General features: G+C 42.2%; 19 protein-coding genes and 2 pseudogenes. 2 read left to right on the top strand and 19 right to left on the bottom strand.

All coding sequences use genetic code 11. The features are described 5' to 3' along the window. Positions 1-133: 133 nt before the first annotated feature. The 12 genes and pseudogenes from ACFE90_RS13340 to ACFE90_RS13285 form a co-directional block, all read right to left on the bottom strand. Positions 134-784: a hypothetical protein gene (locus ACFE90_RS13340; protein ID WP_375501191.1), complete on the bottom strand. Its 651-nt coding sequence runs from the start codon at positions 782-784 to the stop codon at positions 134-136. A 23-nt stretch (positions 785-807) separates the two neighbouring features. Further along, positions 808-1395, bottom strand: coding sequence for a Uma2 family endonuclease (locus ACFE90_RS13335; RefSeq protein WP_375501189.1), 588 nt, complete (start codon positions 1393-1395; stop codon positions 808-810). 52 nt (positions 1396-1447) lie between these two features. Continuing rightward, complete coding sequence (proB, locus tag ACFE90_RS13330; protein ID WP_375501187.1) at positions 1448-2557, bottom strand: glutamate 5-kinase; 1110 nt, start codon at positions 2555-2557, stop codon at positions 1448-1450. A 286-nt stretch (positions 2558-2843) separates the two neighbouring features. After that, on the bottom strand, positions 2844-3383 hold the full coding sequence (locus ACFE90_RS13325; protein WP_375501185.1) for a YqeG family HAD IIIA-type phosphatase: 540 nt from the start codon (positions 3381-3383) through the stop codon (positions 2844-2846). A 53-nt stretch (positions 3384-3436) separates the two neighbouring features. After that, positions 3437-4062: pseudogene (locus ACFE90_RS13320) on the bottom strand (hypothetical protein). 229 nt (positions 4063-4291) lie between these two features. Continuing rightward, a complete protein-coding gene (locus tag ACFE90_RS13315; RefSeq protein WP_375501183.1) occupies positions 4292-4864 on the bottom strand; it encodes a DUF3727 domain-containing protein in 573 nt (190 codons plus the stop codon). 145 nt (positions 4865-5009) lie between these two features. Further along, positions 5010-5486, bottom strand: a complete 477-nt coding sequence (ruvX, locus tag ACFE90_RS13310) for a Holliday junction resolvase RuvX (RefSeq protein WP_375501181.1) — start codon at positions 5484-5486, stop codon at positions 5010-5012. A 2-nt stretch (positions 5487-5488) separates the two neighbouring features. Next, positions 5489-6727 (bottom strand): GNAT family N-acetyltransferase, encoded by a 1239-nt coding sequence (locus ACFE90_RS13305; RefSeq protein WP_375501179.1) that lies wholly within the window; start codon positions 6725-6727, stop codon positions 5489-5491. 222 nt (positions 6728-6949) lie between these two features. After that, complete coding sequence (locus tag ACFE90_RS13300) at positions 6950-7156, bottom strand: hypothetical protein (RefSeq protein ID WP_118163454.1); 207 nt, start codon at positions 7154-7156, stop codon at positions 6950-6952. A 246-nt stretch (positions 7157-7402) separates the two neighbouring features. Continuing rightward, the gene (locus tag ACFE90_RS13295; RefSeq protein ID WP_375501177.1) at positions 7403-7891 is read right to left on the bottom strand and encodes a hypothetical protein; all 489 of its coding nucleotides are present in this window, start codon (positions 7889-7891) and stop codon (positions 7403-7405) included. A 129-nt stretch (positions 7892-8020) separates the two neighbouring features. Then, positions 8021-10177 (bottom strand): pentapeptide repeat-containing protein, encoded by a 2157-nt coding sequence (locus tag ACFE90_RS13290; protein WP_375501175.1) that lies wholly within the window; start codon positions 10175-10177, stop codon positions 8021-8023. A gap of 172 nt (positions 10178-10349) precedes the next feature. Beyond that, positions 10350-10691, bottom strand: a complete 342-nt coding sequence (locus ACFE90_RS13285) for a hypothetical protein (RefSeq protein WP_375501173.1) — start codon at positions 10689-10691, stop codon at positions 10350-10352. A gap of 374 nt (positions 10692-11065) precedes the next feature. Between ACFE90_RS13285 and ACFE90_RS13280 the strand changes: the two genes are divergently transcribed. Next, complete coding sequence (locus ACFE90_RS13280) at positions 11066-11509, top strand: hypothetical protein (RefSeq protein WP_375501171.1); 444 nt, start codon at positions 11066-11068, stop codon at positions 11507-11509. A gap of 41 nt (positions 11510-11550) precedes the next feature. Here ACFE90_RS13280 and ACFE90_RS13275 read toward each other — a convergent pair whose 3' ends face one another. From ACFE90_RS13275 to petB, 6 genes are all read right to left on the bottom strand, one after another. Continuing rightward, the gene (locus ACFE90_RS13275; RefSeq protein ID WP_100900598.1) at positions 11551-11922 is read right to left on the bottom strand and encodes a hypothetical protein; all 372 of its coding nucleotides are present in this window, start codon (positions 11920-11922) and stop codon (positions 11551-11553) included. Positions 11923-11997: 75 nt separating this feature from the next. Then, positions 11998-13179: a glycosyltransferase gene (locus tag ACFE90_RS13270; protein WP_375501169.1), complete on the bottom strand. Its 1182-nt coding sequence runs from the start codon at positions 13177-13179 to the stop codon at positions 11998-12000. Positions 13180-13189: 10 nt separating this feature from the next. Further along, positions 13190-14179: a GDP-mannose 4,6-dehydratase gene (locus ACFE90_RS13265; RefSeq protein ID WP_375501167.1), complete on the bottom strand. Its 990-nt coding sequence runs from the start codon at positions 14177-14179 to the stop codon at positions 13190-13192. Positions 14180-14664: 485 nt separating this feature from the next. Beyond that, on the bottom strand, positions 14665-15108 hold the full coding sequence (locus tag ACFE90_RS13260) for an anti-sigma regulatory factor (protein WP_109012771.1): 444 nt from the start codon (positions 15106-15108) through the stop codon (positions 14665-14667). A 358-nt stretch (positions 15109-15466) separates the two neighbouring features. Then, positions 15467-15949, bottom strand: coding sequence for a cytochrome b6-f complex subunit IV (gene petD / locus ACFE90_RS13255; protein WP_229554036.1), 483 nt, complete (start codon positions 15947-15949; stop codon positions 15467-15469). 257 nt (positions 15950-16206) lie between these two features. Further along, positions 16207-16854, bottom strand: coding sequence for a cytochrome b6 (gene petB / locus ACFE90_RS13250; protein ID WP_375501165.1), 648 nt, complete (start codon positions 16852-16854; stop codon positions 16207-16209). 527 nt (positions 16855-17381) lie between these two features. Between petB and ctpA the strand changes: the two genes are divergently transcribed. Beyond that, positions 17382-18626, top strand: a complete 1245-nt coding sequence (gene ctpA / locus ACFE90_RS13245; RefSeq protein WP_375501163.1) for a carboxyl-terminal processing protease CtpA — start codon at positions 17382-17384, stop codon at positions 18624-18626. Positions 18627-18915: 289 nt separating this feature from the next. Here ctpA and ACFE90_RS13240 read toward each other — a convergent pair. Beyond that, positions 18916-19072: pseudogene (locus ACFE90_RS13240) on the bottom strand (ATP-binding protein); the annotation flags it as partial.

Genomic DNA, 19072 nt, shown 5'->3' with positions numbered 1-19072 from the left:
CCCCCCCCCCCCCCCCCCCCCCCCCCCCCCCCCCCCCCCCCCCCCCCCCGCCCCCGGTGGCGATCGCTTCTATGACAAATCCCGAATTTGTAAATGAGTAAGGCGTAGAGCGTATAAGTGCAAACAGAACTAGTTATTTTTCAGTGTGATGGACTAATAAAAATTGTTCAGCTTCTTCTATATAAAATTCTGTAGCAACGTAAAGGTTATTATCCTCAAAATAACTGTATCCAATTGTTGCCCTCTTTATATCCATACCTAACAAATAAGCAAGTTCATAAGCGGCGTTTTGCCCTAAATATTCTACATCTCTTTGTCTACAAGATACTAAAAATTCAGAAATACTTTGCTGATTTGTACTTGTTGTGCAGTATTTTAACAACTTATTTGAGTCTCCTTGAAACCGATTTATATAAATATCCCTCGCATATTCCTCCCCAAATATTTCTCCCTCCGTATCGTTATCAAACTCGTCAATTATTTCTCCACATTCGTATAATAAATACACAAAATTTAATCCTCTATACACCATAAATGTAAATACAGTAGTTGATAACTTTGTTGATAATTCTTGGACAAAGTATCTAATATAATCACGGTTAAATTCTTCAGACGTTTGGTCGTAAACTGTAATCCATCCATTCTTGCTAGGTGAAACATAAGCTTGGTTCCTAGTTATCCTTTCAACTATCTGAGCAACATGATGTTGTGAAACCCACTTAACTTGATAGTTAACAAATTTTTCTCCCATTTTTGCTTCAAAAATTACAACAATAATATCCAATTTTCTTGCGTTTAAACCTACTATTACTGCTGAATACCCTGGCGAAACTCTCTAATCGCTTCCAAGGGAGACGACAACAAAATACAACGATTGAGCAGGGATAAATCTAATTCTGGTAATAGCTCACTTGTAACAACTTTCTCATATTCTTGCTCTCGTAAGCAGTAAACTTCAATTGTGCCATCTTCCCAAAACCAAACTTCTGGAACTCCCATTAATTTGTACTTCTGTAACTTTATGGGACTACCGCTAGTAATCACTACTTCAATGCACAAGTCTGGTACAGGTTTGTCCGTTCCAAAGCAATAAGATAAATCTGCTTGATATTCTACTATCTTGGGAATAATCTGGCTAAAACTACCACTGGGAAAAAATTCAATGCCTTTGACTTCAAAATAAGTAATCAATAGTCCAGCAATTAAACACTTAATCACCTCATGAGGTTTACCGATAGTCACAATTTCTAAGACTCCATCACAATAAAACAGCCGCACCCCTGGCACATTTTCAAAGCTGGCTTGAATCGCTTTAAACTTTTCCCAACTTAATCCACGCCGAAAGAAGCGTTGTTCTTCTGGGAACTTAACAGTATTTTCTAACGTTTGAGTCATAATATTTTTTACTCTCGCAGTTAGTACTCACTAAATTTATCTCATTTCAATCTTAAATCAAAACCAAATTATCCCGATGAATCACGGTTTCCACACCCGCATAGCCTAAAATTGCGGAAATTTCCCGCGAATGACAGCCGCGAATCTTTTGCAATTCATTGCTATTGTAATTCACAAGTCCTCTAGCAATTTCGTTGCCGTTGGTGTCACACAATTGCACTGCGTCCTGTGTGCGAAACTCTCCTTCTACTACCTTAATTCCAGCAGCTAATAACGATTTTCCCCCTAGAGAAATTGCCGCGATCGCACCTTCATCTAAATACAATTTACCCGCAGGTAAAAGTCCGTAAGCTATCCAACGTTTACGCGCCGAAGTTGGTTCAGGTTGCGGTTCAAAATGCGTCCCAATCAGTTCACCCTGGATAATTTTTTCGATATTCCGAGGAAATCGCCCTTGGGTAATTACGGTACGAACTCCCGCCGCGATCGCAATTCTCGCAGCCGAAATTTTTGTCACCATACCGCCAGTACCCCACTGAGAACCTTGGGAACTTGTTTGTATTTGTAATTGAGCTAATTCTTTAATGCTACTCACTAAAGCGATCGGCCGCGCATCTGGTACGGAACGCGGATCGGCTGAGTATAGCCTATCGACATCGGTAAGCAAAAATAGCCAATCTGCTTCTACTAGGCTGGCAACTAATGCCGAAAGGGTGTCATTATCACCAAATTTTAGTTCGTCTATAGCTACGGTATCATTTTCATTAACTATAGGGATAACTCCCAGCCCCAATAGTTCCTGAAAAGTGTTGTAGGCGTTGAGATAGCGGCTGCGTTGTACCAAGTCGCTGCGAGTCAGTAATACTTGAGCAATTGGTTGTTGTAAGGTAGTAAATAAATCATCGTATACGCGAATTAACCTGCCTTGTCCAACTGCTGCTACAGCCTGTTTTAGTGCGATCGCTTTGGGACGTTCAGTTAAGCCTAACCGCGCACAACCCACTCCCACAGCCCCAGAAGAAACCAAAATCACCCGGTGTCCCTGCCGTCTTAAATAACAGAGTGTTTCCGCCAAGGTAGCGATGGTGGAAAGTGCTAATTGTCCCGTTTCTGGTTGAGTTAGGCTAGAAGTGCCGATTTTGACAACAATTGTTTTAGTCATTGGTCATTAGTCAGTGGTCATTAGTCAATGGTCATTAGTCATTGGTCATTGGCAGGCAAAAAAGGCAAAGGACAAAGGACTAATAACTAATGACAAAGGACTAAAGAAATTGTAAAGCGCCAGTCCCTCTATAGTGAAGGCTGACGCTTTACGGGTTTATATTTATTTTGTATGCTGTAGGGTCTATTTTGGCTGACCCCATGTTATCAATACTTATGATCCCCGATTTTTTGATTCCAGTAAGATTCTTTAACCATTTCTTTAGATTTACTTTCCTGACGATTTGTCAAGTTTTGTGAATCTTGCTTTTCTTGGGGGTAATAGAAGCTCCCAGAATTTCAGATACCCAAACTTCAAAGTTGCGGACAGGATGAGAGCGCAGGGCTGCGTCTGCATGGACAATCGGTTCAACCAGAATGGTAAACATCCCCAGGCGATTACCTGCTATGACATCCGTAAATAAGCGATCGCCTACCATCCCCACTTGATGCACTGGTAGATCCATTCCCCTAAGTGCTGCTCTAATTTTGCGTCGGGAAGGCTTGGCTGCACCTAAGTAGTAAGGTAAATTGAGCGATCGCGCAATTCCACCAATTCGCGCTTCACTCAGGTTGTTACTTACCAAGCACAATGCAGTACATCTGCGAATTTGCTCCACCCAATCTTGTAGTTCTGGGGAAGCCACCCCTACTCTAAAGGGTACTAAAGTTTCATCTACATCCAATACCAGCCCTTTAAGCCCGTATTGTTGGATAATATTTGGTGTTAGATTCAACACTGAACCTTCTAAAATCAAGTCAGGCTGTAAAAGATTGTTCCAGGCCATAGTCAACAGTCAAATTTAAATAGCTCAGACAAATGAGCATAACCCAATATAGTTTAGTTAGTCGAACGATATCCTGATATATCTCCCTGAACACTTTGAGATAAAATCCCTAAAATCTTATCTATCTCTTTGATGTAATAATTATTCAAATCAATAAATATATAGTTTTTTTCTAACTTCAAAACTTCCAAATATCCTCCGTTGTTACCGCGCCATAAATTTTTCTAATTTCATTTCCTTCTTGTTGATTAAACAATTGTGCTGCCAACATTGCCGCCGCACATTGACCTAATCCACCTTTAATATTTTCATTTTTCGCTTCACTAATAATCACCACAGGCACATTAATTATTAGTTGCTCTTTAGCACGACTGATGATAAAGTCAAAATAGGCATTCAGACCTTTTTCTACATCTACATTAAAATCTGTTCCTGAAAATAAACTAATTGGATAATTAGCCTTGTGTCTTACCTCCTACAAAATCGGAGTGATAATCATTTCTGAACGAGCTTTTTCAGTATTAATTGCTAAAGCCAGTTCTATCGTTTCTTCTAAAAAATTTGTGAGTTTCTCGCTTGGCTGTAAAGGTTCTATGTCGGCACATAAATCACTTTCTTCATCAATGTAGATGCTGAAAGACTTTTTAAATTTACTTAATGTAAAGTCACTATAAGTCATTTTCAGCACCTCATCCCAATTTTGGATTTTAGATAATGGAATTCAAAATCCCTACCAAAATGCTTTTTTCAGAATCTTAAACAATACTAACTGTCCCAATTTAGTGTCAATGTTTCATTGCTTCCACAGTTAATGGGACATGGTAAAAGGTTTAGCTAGATTTTGATTACAATAAAAACTTTCAATTAAAAAATTCAAAATGAAAATGTTACATTTTGAATTTTTAATCTTATTCCACTTCATTAAAAAGATGTTCTTCTAACAGAGGCTGCACTTTGCGAAACTCCTCTGGAGAAAGTAATTCAGGTTCACCTGTTTTTGCTATCCGTGCAAAAAACAACAGGGGATCGAGAGGTGTATAAATTGCATACTCCTGATCTTCATCATAGAAGCTAGCGAGTAGTTGTAATTGCTCCGGCTCTAAATCTGCTTCTTCGTCTTCGATTTCTAAGGTGAAAAGTTCTGATTCTTCAACGGGTGGTAAATCACCTGCAACAGTCAGAGCATAAGCTGTATTGTTTAATATCAGGTTCTGCTCAGATAGTACAGCTTGGGCAGTGGCAAAAATTTGCTCAATAATGGTGTCATCTTCTACCAGAACCGCTTCTTCTTCCTCACCGTCACCTTCCCAAGAAAAAATTTCTACAGGTGAGTCTACAGGAAGAAGTAAAACGTATTCTTGTCCATCGACTTCGAGGGAATGCTCAATGTAACATTCGAGCGATCGCCCTTTGTCATCGGTTAAAGTGATAGAACCCGCATGAGCGTTATCATTTTCTTCAGGAAATGGAGAGGAAAACATAGCCGAAATGTAGAAAGAAATTTAATAAATACCAGCAACTTTGAAAATCGCTTAACTATTTCATGACATATTATGTCAACCAAATAGCTTTATACGTAGATACAACTGCTGGCTAATCGTTTTCAGAATATCATGTTAAAAGGTATCAATATTCAATAGCCGCAACTGAACTGCGGGAACTAGCGCGCTTAACATCCAACCATTGTTGTAAAATCAAAGCGGCTGCCTTGCGGTCAATCAAACCTTTATGGCGTGACGGGGAGCGGTTCTCAGCTATCAGCAGTTGTTCTGCTTGAAATGAAGTTAATCGCTCATCCATATATTCCACAGGCAGTTTCAGTGCTTTAGCAAGTCTTGTAGTAAATTTTTGAACTTGACGCGCTTGAAATCCTAGTGAGCCATCCATTGAATAAGGTAAACCCATCACCAGGATTTGCACCTCGCGTTCATTAACTATTTGTTGGATTTGCTTGACATCCTGCTCAAAAGATGTGCGCTCAATTGTGGTAATCCCCGTGGCAATTAAACCCGTGCGATCGCACCCAGCCACACCAATCCGCTTGCGACCAAAATCTAGTCCCAACGCTGAAATAAAAGGTTTTGGTTGCTCTTGGGATATCACAATTAATTCTCCTGCTGTGCATCTGCTGATTCAGAAATCGGAGATGCTTCCATGCTAGGATTTTTTACCGAAAAGTTAATCGGTTCTGACTTACTTGGCAGTGGTTTATCTGACGATGGCAGTTGTCCTGGTTGTATCCATGACATCCCACCTGGTATAGGTTTACGTGCTGGTTGTAAACCTTGCAGCATATCAGTCCACTGGATTCCTTCTAAGGAGACGAATTTAGACTCTCGTAACTTGTGCCATACAGAGCGAGACATAACTAATGTATGTTCTATGCGTTTTGCCCCAATTCGCTCCAAATATTCTTCTCGCTCTGCCTGATAGTCTGAGGAAGCGAGTTGTAACCCTTGTTGGGGAAAATCTTGGGCAATACGAGCCAGTTGAGATAGTAATTCTGGGTACAGCCAAGTATAAGCAGGATGGACTGTCAACGTTGCAACGTGGGGAACTTCACCCTTACGGTCAAGTTGCACCTGAAAATAGCCAATCGCAGCTTTACGTTGCGGTTCAAATACGTAACCACTCACTACTTCTGTTTTGCTCATCCATTGCATTACTGCATCAGTTAAAGCACCAAACAAACTGGTTTTAAAATCGCGGGTATTACGGTCAAAAACCTGACGTACCAAAGGTGGCATAGATGCCGTATCTAGTTGATATAGCAACTGGGCATCAGCATTACTTACTGGCAAAAGGTTGGGTAAGTCTGGCTCTGCTTGCGCTAATTCAGCCAGTAATTCTGGTCCAATTTCCCAGTACGTCATTTCTGCCAGACGCTGGAATCCATTTTGCCGATATAGTGCCAGCGCCTCTATGTCATTGATATTAACTTCCAGTAACCAAGTCCGAGCTTCCAAAATCGATTCAAAGCAATGACGCAAAAGTTGTGAGCCAGTTCCTTGTTTATCGATACCACGCTCTAACAGCACTTGATCAATGCGCCAAGTGCTGCGTGTCCGGTTAAAGGGTGACACTTGAATCATCCCTAAAAGCATTCGTCCTTGCTCTGCTATGTAGGCACAGAGGCGATACTGTAGCGGGTTAGGAAACCAACTCAAAAATTTGAGTAATCCATACCAGCGACGCAGCATGAGCATCTGGCTGATGGCAAAACCTGCTCCCTTGGGAGTGAGGGCTGAGAATGACTCTTGAGTTATGCGCTCAATTCCGTCCAGATCCCGGTATTGGACTGGTCGGATAACAACGCTGAGGTTTCTGGGAAGTAATGAAGTCATTTTTATTCGAGCCGCTATTTAGCCTTAACTAACTGCTCTTCAAAGGAACTGCTGCAATAATATTAACTGCTTTTTGCCCCTTACTATTGCGCCAAAAGGGTGATTTTAGTAACTCAATACTTAAAAAAGCAGAAAAAGCAGACCTTGTGAGAACACCATTGGCATTAACCCAACAACATCTGCCTTATATTTTAATTGGAATTTTGATTAAAATTTGTATATTTATAGCCCTTGTCGAGAAACTAGCTTTTCAAAATGGGCTTGGGTTTGATGGAGTAATTGCTGGCGACTATCTACCAGTGTTTGCTTCAGGGTTGGAACAAGATTGCGAGCTTGCAGAGTCATGTGAAGTTGCAGGTTGGCGACATATTCACTGAAATCTTGATTCACTTCATTTGCGCCCGCATCTGTTAATAAATTTGATTCCATTGCCACTGTATTCTCCTGTGTTAATCCTATGCTGTCTCTCTTCATGACCAAAAAGTATCACGTTGTTTAGACTAACTTCTTAATTTGCAATGAAGTTTAACGCTTATAGCGGGATAGCGATCGCACTAGTAGTCCACGGCGGAAATAGAGCAACCATTTAAAATCCCTAAAGAGCTTATTCCATAATACTTTTAACTTTTGAATGGGTGACTTCCGCCTTGTGGCACTAGGGTTTTTTTCTACCCATTAAAATCTCAAACCAACGCCACCTTGTACAGAGATAGCTGTACCACCGCTATCACGGTAGGCATCAAAAGCAATAATAGCATTGCCAAAAAGTACAGTATTGCTATTTGGGATCATATAATCAATGCCCGGTTGTAAAGCAAAACTAATTTTGTCGCCCACAGGAGAAGATCCACCACTAGCCAAAACTAACCCAGCACCCAGGTAAGCATCAGCTTGCCAGTTAAGGGGTAAATCGTAGGAAACCGTTGGCACAATTGCCGTATTATTACCAATTAACACTTGGGCACGCAGTGAAAGTGGCGCTTCCAAAAGCTTGTAGCGACCGGCTAGAACTCCCCCCAATTGGATACCATCAGTAAAACCAAGAGTGGGGCCTATACCGATATAACTGCCATAGGCTACTTGAGCTTGTGCTGGTTTAGCACTTGCCAGACTCAAGACCAAGCCAGCCCCCAAAACTGAAACCAAATATGGAATATATTTCATAACCGAACTCCTCACACCAATTAGTCATTAGTCATTAGTCATTAGTCATTTGTCATTAGGCATTGGTTATTCGCCTTGTCTCCTTCATCTCCCTCATCCTCCCCTGCCTCCCCTGCTCCCCTTCTCATTCTACGGGCAACGGGAATGAATGCCTCCTTGGGTACAAATGTACGCTAATTGCTTGGCATCTAAATTTTTGGCTTGAGAAAAATCAACCCCTTGGACTACGGCAGATACTGAGCCTAAATCTGGGGTTTGGACAAATTGATCTGCTGGATCTTGTTTACTAGGAGCGAGAATTGCCCCCTTAAAATCTGCTCCGGCGACATTTGCCCCCCGTAAATCTGCAAGACTCAGGTCGGCATTTTGCAAGTTAGCGTTTTCCATCTGGGCAGAACGCAAAACAGCACCAGCTAGACGAGTGGCGCTGAGGTTAGCATTGCTGAGATTAGCACGATCCAAATAGGCTCCCGATAAATCTGCCCCTTGCCAATCAGTGTTAGTTAAGTTGGCAAAGGATAATTGTGTTCCTATGGCAGTGGCGCGACCTAAACGGGCAGCGTACAGGTTGGCTTCGTTCAATTTAGCGTCACCTAAATCTGCTCCAGTCAAACTGGCTTTTTCCAAAAGTGTGTTTCGCAGATCGGCTCCTACTAGTTGAGCGCTGTTGAGTTTAGCTTCATATAGACGTGCGTTGGATAAGTTGGCTCTGTTGAGAGTGGCGCGGCTCAAATCGGTACGGTTCATCAAGACGCGACTCAGGTTAGCATCAGTAAGGTTGGCTTGCTGCAACTGAGCTTGGCTTAAATCAGCTATCACATCGTCGTAGGTATCCCAGCGTCCATCTTCACCCACGTCTCGAAAGCGGCTACCCTTAAAGCTGGCTTGGTTAAGATTTGCAGATTTAAACTTAACTCCAGATAAATCAAGGTTGTCTAGTACCAAGTTAAAGAAGGAACTTCCTGGAGTCCCGCTTTGACCTAATTGGGTGCTACTAAGGTCAACGCCCTCGATTTTACCGCTATAAACAGAGAGAATCTTGTTGAGCGTTCGCTGGTTTCTTTGTAACCGCCCTTGCCGTAATTCCCGTTCTTGGGTTGCAGTACTACCCACAGACTCTAATTCACTAACCAAAAACTGATTCTTATTTTTTAATTCTGGGATGGCTTTGGGCCCGACAGTTGTCAAAGCTTGTTGAATCGTATCTAGTAGGGTAGGGTTGGTTTCGCTAACCAAGAGATTCGCCAGAAATTTGATGGACTCTGGGTCATTAAGACCACCTATAGCCAAAATTGCACTTTGGCGTTGCTCATTAGTTGCCCCAGAGTTGGGAGCTAATTGTTTAACAAGTTCGAGGAACTGTTGGCTGTTGATTTTCTCGGTTGCTCGCTGGGATTGTTGAATTTGGATATAAACTTGAGTACCGATTAAAGTTGCCAATACAGCAGTCATACTCGTAAGCCCTACCCCAAACAAAGTCAGATTAGGATTTTGCTGTATCTGCCGCCAGATATTGGGCGACTGATTGGTTTGGGCTGCCGCTAATTCTTCTCCTTCCTGCCATTCTTCTGCTTCATCATTACCATCAGCAGACTGGGCTTGTTTGTTGTTAGCTAAGAGTGAGGATGGCAAGGGGTGAGTCGCATCTATTGTATAAGTGCCTGCAAGTTGATCGTGCAATGCGCGACGACCCCGGCGCGACGGTAAGCCTATCCCTTCACCCACAATCATTAACAAAGATAAAAATGTGAATAATCCTAAATTGGGAAAAGCAAAGCTGTAGCGCCACAGCAGATAGGCGATGGAAATGGGTACAGTCCAACGCCCAACTCCTTCTCTAATCACTACTGCCCCCAAGCCAGGTGGCCTTCCTTGCTCGTTGACAACCCGCACTTTTAACCAACGTTTAGGAATTGTGCTACCAGTCTTAGCCAGTAAATACAATTGCCACCATGAGAGAGTTACAGGTGCTAACAGGGCGATTGTCCACAAAATGTTAGTCGGCCATGCCACGTTACGGATGCCATAGCTAACAGGTAGAGCCAGGGGTCTAGCGATCGCTCTTTCTGTGACTACCAGCACGGGGTTAAGCGGCACTCGGTTAAGATCGCTTCTAGAATTGGCATAAACACCAATGCTGAAGGGAATCAACCCACTTGTAACTACTAGTGTAATTTCAGCCGCCCAAGCAGCAAAACGCCTACTTGCTAGCAGCAGCGAACTGGCTTTTTCTGGTTGTTTTGACTGACCAGATTGATTACTTCTTTTGACAATTGGTGTCGTCATTGCATAATTTCCTTTGATATTATTTATACGCCGTGATCGGCACAGTTAAAATAGACTAAGCTAATCAGCAAAAAGTGAAATAGAATTTTGGAGCTAGAAGTCAGGAGCCTTTTATATCATGGCTCCTGACTTTCATAACTACAGATATGCAAAGTAAATGCATATCAGCTTATTACTTACGTTGAAAGCTACTGGACACAAAAATTTTGTATCCAACATACACTAACACTGCCAAAAGTGCCAGACTAATTACAGATGCAACCAGTTTAAACACTGCTTGCAGCATTGCCAAGCCTACTAGCACCGTCACACCCGAAACTACCAGCTTTTTTGTTCCAGATAGGCTGTTGAACCAAATCTGAAATCGCTCCAGTTGCAAATTAAATTTGGCAAAAACAGATGCCTCAGTCTGTTTTTGCTTTTGTGGTTGGGGAACCACTTCCGGCGAAGAATTAATCTCTGCCTCTAGCTTATTGAGGCGACGCTGCAAGTCTTCTTCTCTTTGAGGATTCATCAATCTTTTCTACCTCAGCTAGGTCATTTATTCCACAACAGACCAACCAAATTATATTTTTGGTGGTTGTCTTAGTGATTTTAGCTAATGTCTGTGTATGCAATACCTTTCTGGGCAGTAAAAATTATGATGATTTTTGAAATATTAGCGTACTACGGATTGAAGTGTAGAATATTTTGGTGTAAAAGCGCCACCACACATAGATAATTTGCACAATTAATGGTTTTTACACCTATCAAATCTTCACAAAAAATCCTTAAATAAATGGTATTGCTTTATACGGCAGCTTTTGGAACCAAGATGAATTGCTGCCGTCTATTAAGTCAGACGATATAACAATATTGCTCTACAAAAAATCTGGAGCATTAATTAAAATGAAAACGCTTAGGCTACTTATAATGGTTCCCACAGCTTTGGCGATGAGTTTGGTTTTCGCTCAGACTAATTTGGCACAGACACCAACAATCCAAATTAATCGGAATCTCCAACCAGATCCACTAATTTTGAAAGGAAAGTCTGGGGGAACTGTCAAAAGTAATTGTGGAAATATTACCACTGAACCTAATCAAGTTATCCAGGTTACAGAGTCACTACCTTATTTGCGATTAACAGTAGAGAGTGAAGGGAAGCCAACGCTGTTGATCGATGGGCCTGGGGGACGCTTTTGTGTAATGGCAGATAAATATTCTGGAGGCAAGCCAGAACTTTCTGGTTTCTGGCAGGCAGGAACATACTCAGTGTATGTGGGCGAACTGAACGAACGATCCCAAGCAAAGTCTAGCTACGCCCTCTCAATCTCGCAGCAAACAAATAAATAGTCCTAGTCACTTGTCCTTTGCTAATGACTAATGACCAATGACTAATCTTCCAGTGATTTGGCTGGGACTTCCACAGCTTTGACATCAATTGTGCCTTCTGGTGTGAAGCGCTGAAAATGACTATTTTGTACTAACAGTGACTCCCCACAGTTAGGGCACTGCAACTGACTGTTATTTAAACCTGTAAATTCATATCTACAGACGGGACACTGATCGGCAACCAAGTTACGTTGCAGCCACCAACGAAAGCCAAAAAAAGCCACAATGGGTGCTAAAAACAGCAACCCGACAATAATTAGTAACGAATTAACCAACCAACCCAAGCCCAGTGATGCCAGCAACCAAATAACTGCCAGCAGGGTAAGCCAAGGGCGGAGATTTAAAAGATTCAATTGAAATGACTTAAAGCTCATTTTTTAAATGTCGTCCTGCTCTCCTTCTAGGATAGCGATTTTAGTCATTGGCCATTTGTCATTTGTCATTTGGACTCAAATGGACTTCATTACTGAGGATAGAAGAATTTTTTGCAAGTGCTGTTGAAAGGCATCTATGCCAAACAGAGCGATCGCTTGTTCTCGTAGCCACTCTCCATTACATCGCTGGTCATTCCCTTGAAGCATTTCTATACAAGCCGTTGCTACCGCATCAGGACTGCGGTGTGGTACTCGCCATCCCAGTTTACCATCTTGCAAAGGATCAGCTGAACCATCGTCGTCACCGGATAATACAGGCACTCCACAAGCCATTGCTTCCAGATAAACTATGCCAAAGCCTTCTTGTGAAGGCATAATATAGGCATCAGCAAGGCGGTAATGTTCCATTAATCCTTCTGTGGCAACGAAACCAGCAAATACGACACGATCACTCACACCTAAATATGCAGCTAGTTTAGCTAATCGCGGTTGGTCATCACCGCGACCAATTACCAAATATTTCACTTCTGGGAAAACTTGAGCGATTTGTGGTAATGCCCGAATCGTTACATCTACACCCTTGTAAATATCTCCTGACCATAACCGCGCTACTGTCATTAACAATTTAGCACCAGTTAAGCCATACTTCTGGACTAATTCTGGCTGCTTGGAACCAGGAGTAAATTTATCGCCGTCAATTGCACAAGGCATCATCTGTACCATTTTCGGGTTTAGACTATTAGCGGCACAAGCGCGATCGCGACTGTAACGACTAATTGTCCAAATTCCAGCTGCTGATGTCAGGGCGCGACGTTCTTGATTTTTGAGCGGTTCCCAGACTTCTTTGCCGTAAGTTAGCACTGTGTAAGGAATCCCCAAGGGCTGACAAAGAGTTTGTACTAATACTCCTAAGTTAATATGACCGCAGAAAACTTGTTCTGGACGGTTTTGCAACAGACACTTAAGTAAAGCTGCTGCCATTTGTAGTCTCCCTATTTGGGGAGACTGATTTTTAAAGTAATGAAATTTTAAGTTCTTGTCTTTAAACGGATTTGAGCTATCAGGACTATCCCGCAGCAAAAAGACTTCCGCCTTGTAGGTTTGGCTTAATCCCAGATAGGCGCGAAAAATATCTTTTATATATGATTGGATACCGCCTTCGTGGGCAAAAATTTCTAAAAATACGAAGACATGATTGGTTTTTTTGTTACTTTTATCACCTAACTTGAGGTTTTTTGTCACTGTAGTGATATGCATGTTAGGTTATTTACACTTGCGGTAAAGGCGCGATCGCACCGCTTTGTAACCGCTCTAAATCTGTTTTTACCATTTTTTCTAAAAGTTCCTCAAAGCTTACTTGGGGTTCCCAACCAAGGTTTATTTTAGCTTTACTGGGGTTAGCGACTAGTTGAAAATGCTCATCTTGTCGCAATAAGCTGGTATTTAAAACTATATGGTGCGTCCAATCTAATCCGACAGACTCAAAGGCTGCCGCAACTAAATCTCTAACACTGTGAAGTTTACCTGTGCCTATCACATATTCTTCTGGTTCATCGACTTGCAACATTAACCACATTGCTTCTACGTAATCTCCAGCAAACCCCCAATCGCGTTTGGCATCTAAGTTACCCATTTCTAAAGTGTCAGTTAAACCCAATTTAATCGATGCAGCTGCCAAAGAAACTTTGCGTGTAACAAACTGAGGTGGTCGTAGAGGAGACTCATGGTTATATAAAATTCCACTACAGGCAAATAGCCCATAACGCTGTCTGTGATGCACCATAGTCCAGTGGGCGTGCATCTTGGCCGCAGCATAGGGATTTTTAGGGCGAAAAGACGTTTCCTCATCTTGAGGCGAAACAAATACATCGCCAAACATTTCTGAACTGCTGGCTTGATAAAATCTGGTGGATAAACCAACCTGTCGTACTGCTTCCAAAAGCCTGGTAGCCGTACCAGTTATCAGATCCAAGGTTCCCAATGGGTCGTTCCAAGAGTCGGGTACAAAACTAGGAGCCGCTAAATTGTAAATTTCTTGGGGACGTAGCTGTTCAACTGCGGTCAACAGTGCGGCATTATCCCTCAAGTCAACCGTAAAAATTTCTACCTGATTTGCCAGTGTTCCCAGTTTGGTCAAATTAGGTTGTCGATGCGGGGGTACTAATCCTACAACTCGGTAACCACGGTTGAGGAGCAAATGGCTGAGATAGTAGCCATCTTGACCAGTAATTCCTGTAATTAGGGCTGTCTTAATCATATGTCCCCTATTTCCTCTATCTCTTTAAGCACAAAATGGCACTTGTTGGAGAACAAAAAATAAGACTCTCAACACTGCTGACAAATCTTAACAAGGGAGTTAGTCTAACTCGAATGTTATCTTTACTGTATTCATTAATTCTTTTTATACAACAATATTCTGTGAGGCTTTACAAAAAAATCATAATAAATAAGCAATTTAACTTAAAAAATATATTACTCCAATCCAAATAATATTGAAAAAGGAGTATACTTTTGTCAATCAAATAACTAGATATTTAACCAAAGACTCTTTTTGCTCGTGCTTCTGTTTTGAGGTGAGATTTATTTATGTTCAAAGTAAAAATATTTATTTCGAGACGCAAAGCACGTTCGCCTTTGGCGTCTCGTAGAGAGAAATAATGTGTCCAAGTTTCAGCAGTCCTAAATTTTTTATTTACGGGGTTTTCTCCTCTGCCCCTTTCCTTTTCTTCGACTGCTTTACTTTTACTTTTGTGCTTCTTGAGAGTATTTGACGATGAGGAGGCAATTTCTACCATCTGCACCACGTTCGTATACAACACGATCAGCCAACCGCCGCAGCAGAAACCATCCATAACCGCCTACTTGCAGTGTACCTGGCTCTGGCTCTGCGATCGCATCAGGATTAAAAGGTTTTCCATAATCCCAAATTCTAATCTCTAGTCGGTCAATCCATAGATAAATGTTAATCTCAATGGTTGTTTCCGGGGGTAAAGCATGATGAGCGTGACGAACAGCGTTGGTAAAGCCTTCTGCTAATGCTAAATTTAGGCGATCAAGTTGGGTTTTTGACCAGCCAAGTTGAGACAAATGTTGCAGACAAAATTGCTCAAACCATTCTTGCACCTGGTTTAGGAGACTGAGTTCGCTCTTAACCGTCAGATGGTCTTGCTGCACTATGCTAAACATTAACTGTGACTTAAATATAAGTAAACCCAAGTTGCTAGTTATTAAATTTTGCACTATTCGCAGAATTTTTTTGATATAGAAAAATCTAAATTTAGATATTCTATGTCCCAAAAGACAAAACATGAACGATTTTGGCATTTCGAGAATTGTAACTAGCAACTTACGTTAAGTAAGTGAAAAATGTTTGTATTTGATGACTTTTGGTGATTTTAAATTTTGGAATAGCTTTTCCATCCAAAACCTCAGATCCCAGATGCAATCTGAATTATTAAAATTGACGCCTGTAAATTTTTTTCAAAAGCACATCTGCATCTGCTCTTGAAACTCACAGGCGTCAAAGCACTTCGTGGTGACTAATTTAGAATAGTCCCAAGGTCAAAGATTTATCCAATGGCAAGGCAGCACCAATACCTAACCACAAGGTGATAAGGGTACCAAAGAGGAACACTGTGGTTGCAACTGGACGGCGGAAGGGGTTTTGGAACTTGTTAACGTTCTCAATAAAGGGAACGAGGATTAGCCCCACTGGTACCGAACCCATTGCTAACACTCCTAAAAGTTTGTTAGGAAGCGATCGCAAAATTTGGAAAACTGGATACAAGTACCACTCTGGCAAAATTTCCAATGGTGTGGCGAAAGGATTTGCTGGTTCACCGGTCATAGCGGGATCTAGCACAGCTAGAGCTACAATCGCCGCGAACGAACCCATGATCACGATTGGAAAGACGTAAAGTAGGTCATTAGGCCAAGCGGGTTCACCATAGTAGTTGTGACCCATGCCTTTGGCTAGTTTGGCTCTTAACTGAGGATCGCTCAGGTCAGGTTTTTTTTGTGTTGACATTTTGAAATATGCTCTCCTGCTTAAGTTAAATTAAAGCATTTGTGAAAGCTATCAGCTACTAAGCAACTCTGGCAGGCGGCAAATAGCGTTTGTCTATTTACGGTTAGCCGCCTGGAGAGTCTCTACAGCCTTAGACTTCAGATACAAGTGTTTGTTTTTTGGAACTTATGTACAATTAATTTCTTGTGTTTCATAAGTTTAAAATAAACAACTTCATCTGAAAACTGACAAATGTTGCCTTTCGCTAATAACTGAGATTACAAAGGCCCGGAAATGCCTTGTTTGCGGATCATCAAAAAGTGAAACAGCATGAAGACTGCAATCAACCAAGGCAGTACAAAGGTGTGTGCGCTATAGTAACGAGTTAGTGTTGCTTGACCAACACTCGAACCGCCGCGCAGCAAGTCGGAGATCAGAACGCCAACCACGGGAATTGCTTCTGGTACGCCGCTAACGATTTTCACAGCCCAGTAGCCAATTTGATCCCAAGGTAAGGAATAGCCTGTGACTCCAAAGGAGACTGTAATCACAGCCAGGATGACACCACTTATCCAGGTCAGTTCGCGGGGCTTTTTAAAACCACCAGTCAGATAAACCCGGAAGGTGTGCAAAATCATCATCAATACCATCATGCTGGCAGACCAGCGATGGATGGAGCGAATTAGCCAACCGAAGCTTACCTCATTCATGATGTACTCCACAGAGGAGAAAGCTTCAGTGACTGTTGGTCTGTAGTAGAACGTCATCGCAAATCCAGTAGCAAACTGGATGAGAAAGCAAACCAGGGTAATTCCACCAAAACAGTAGAAGATGTTGACGTGGGGAGGGACGTACTTACTAGTAACGTCTTCGGCGAGTGCCTGAATCTCCAGGCGTTCCTCAAACCAGTCGGAAACGTTGGCCATACAATCTCAAGTTCCTAAAAGTCGGTTGCGGTTGATAAATTCCGAAGTTCTGAATCGGCGACGAAAATTCTGATCATCTCAAGCCTCGGCATCCTGTAAGTTTGCCTTTAGGTTTTCCCGTTCGATAAAGGAAAGGGATTGCCACAGGCTAGGGTAGCAGCAGAATTGTCTACGGACTTCTAATAAGCCGCCGCTTGTGACTTCTCTCCCAATTAGCAATTTTGGGATTTTAGTAAAGGCGAGTTTTGTTTGCTTGTCAGCTTTCAGCGTGCTAAGAGTCTTCAGAAACTTTACACTCTGTAAAGAAAGAATATATTGCGATCTCTTTACGCCCCTGCACAGAAAATGGTGGACACAAAGTAGATTTTATCCTTTGATGAGTGGATACAACGCATCAGTTGAGTGAACAACTTGATGAGAGAAATGCACCACTTCTATAAAAAAAGTAACATAATCGAGAGATAGATTTCATCAACAACAGAGCAAGTGGGCATTTCTAGGCAGTTTGGGTTGAGGTGGAATTGATAATGGGGTTCATGAACAAACAAGTCTTTCGGGTTGGATTTTCATTGTTAATGGCGTTTTGGTTGGCGTTGGGTACGCTCACGCAGCCGGCGATGGCTTTGACGACGGAACAAAAGCTGGTTTCGGAAGTTTGGCGAATTGTTAATCGCACTTATCTAGATGAGACGTTTAATCATCAAAACTGGGCAGCAGTCCGGCAAAAGGTTCTGGAGAAGCCACTGACAGACTCAAATGCCAGTTATGCGGCAATTGGGAAGATGCTCAAGAGCCTCGACGATCCTTTTACCCGCTTTTTAGATCCAGAACAGTACCGCAGCTTACAGGTTAATACTTCTGGGGAACTTACTGGGGTTGGATTACAAATTGCCCTAAATCCTGAAACTGGGAAGTTGGAAGTAGTTGCTCCTATAGCAGGTTCACCAGCAGATAAAGCGGGAATTAGACCACGCGATCGCATTCTCAAAATTGAAGGCGTTTCCACAGAAAATCTTACCCTAGATGAAGCTGCGACTAAAATGCGCGGCCCGAGTGGCAGCCTTGTTACTCTCCTCATCGAACGGGACGGAGAGGCAGAAACAGAAATTAGACTGACACGTGATCGCATTGCTCTTAACCCTGTGGTTTCAGATTTGCGTGTTTCTGCTGAGGGTACGCCCATTGGCTACCTTCGTCTTACTCAATTCAATGCCAACGCCTCAACGGAATTGGCACACGCTATTTCTAGTCTAGAAAAAAAAGGCGCTGATGCCTACATTCTAGATTTACGAAATAATCCTGGGGGGTTATTACAATCAGGAATTGAAATCGCCCGTCTGTGGTTAGACTCCGGCACTATCGTCTACACTGTGAACCGACAAGGTATTCAAGGTAGTTTTGAAGCCTTTGGACCACCCCTGACGACCGATCCTCTGGTGATTTTGGTGAATCAAGGAACTGCCAGTGCTAGTGAAATTCTCGCTGGCGCACTCCAAGATAATGGTCGCGCCCAGTTGGTAGGCGAAACCACTTTTGGAAAGGGCTTAATTCAATCTTTATTTGAATTATCAGATGGTTCGGGCTTGGCAGTTACAATTGCTAAGTATGAAACTCCTCAACACCGGGATATCAATAAACTAGGTATTAAGCCAGATAAAGTGATTTCCCAAGATCCAATTAACCGCGACCAGATTGGCACGGAAGCGGATTTGCAATATCAAGCAGCAGTAGAACTTTTGAAGAAAAACTCGGTTGTGGCGGGAAAGGTGTAAAAAGTTAGGAGTTAGGAGTTAGCAAGGGAGTCAGGGGAGGCAAGAGGGTATATGTTCAGTCATTCTTTTCTCCCCCTGCTCAAGAACAGCCTGCCTCAACCAAGAAAGTTTTTAACCGAACGGTATTGCTTCCGACTCGACGCTGATTTAACCTACATGTTTTCCCACAATAATTTGACGGGCGATCGCAACTCCTAGCACCGTACTATTACTGGCAGCTTTCGTCTGAAAAAATGGTCAAATATCTTTTATATTTCTTCAGAGGTTGTTTATAAACAACAGTAAAAATTTATAACGGAATTTCAATGATAAATTCTGTCCCTTCACCCTTAACAGAGTTAAAACTTAATTTTCCACGGTGGGTTTCTTCAACTATTTGACGGGCATCGCGAGTCCTAATCCAGTCCCTTGTCCGACAGCTTTCGTAGTAAATAAATGGTCAAAAA

This window comes from uncultured Nostoc sp., assembly GCF_964245445.1.
Taxonomy (GTDB): domain Bacteria; phylum Cyanobacteriota; class Cyanobacteriia; order Cyanobacteriales; family Nostocaceae; genus Nostoc.
Note: the sequence above shows the minus strand (reverse complement) of the source record. Positions and strands in the feature narration are given on the sequence as shown.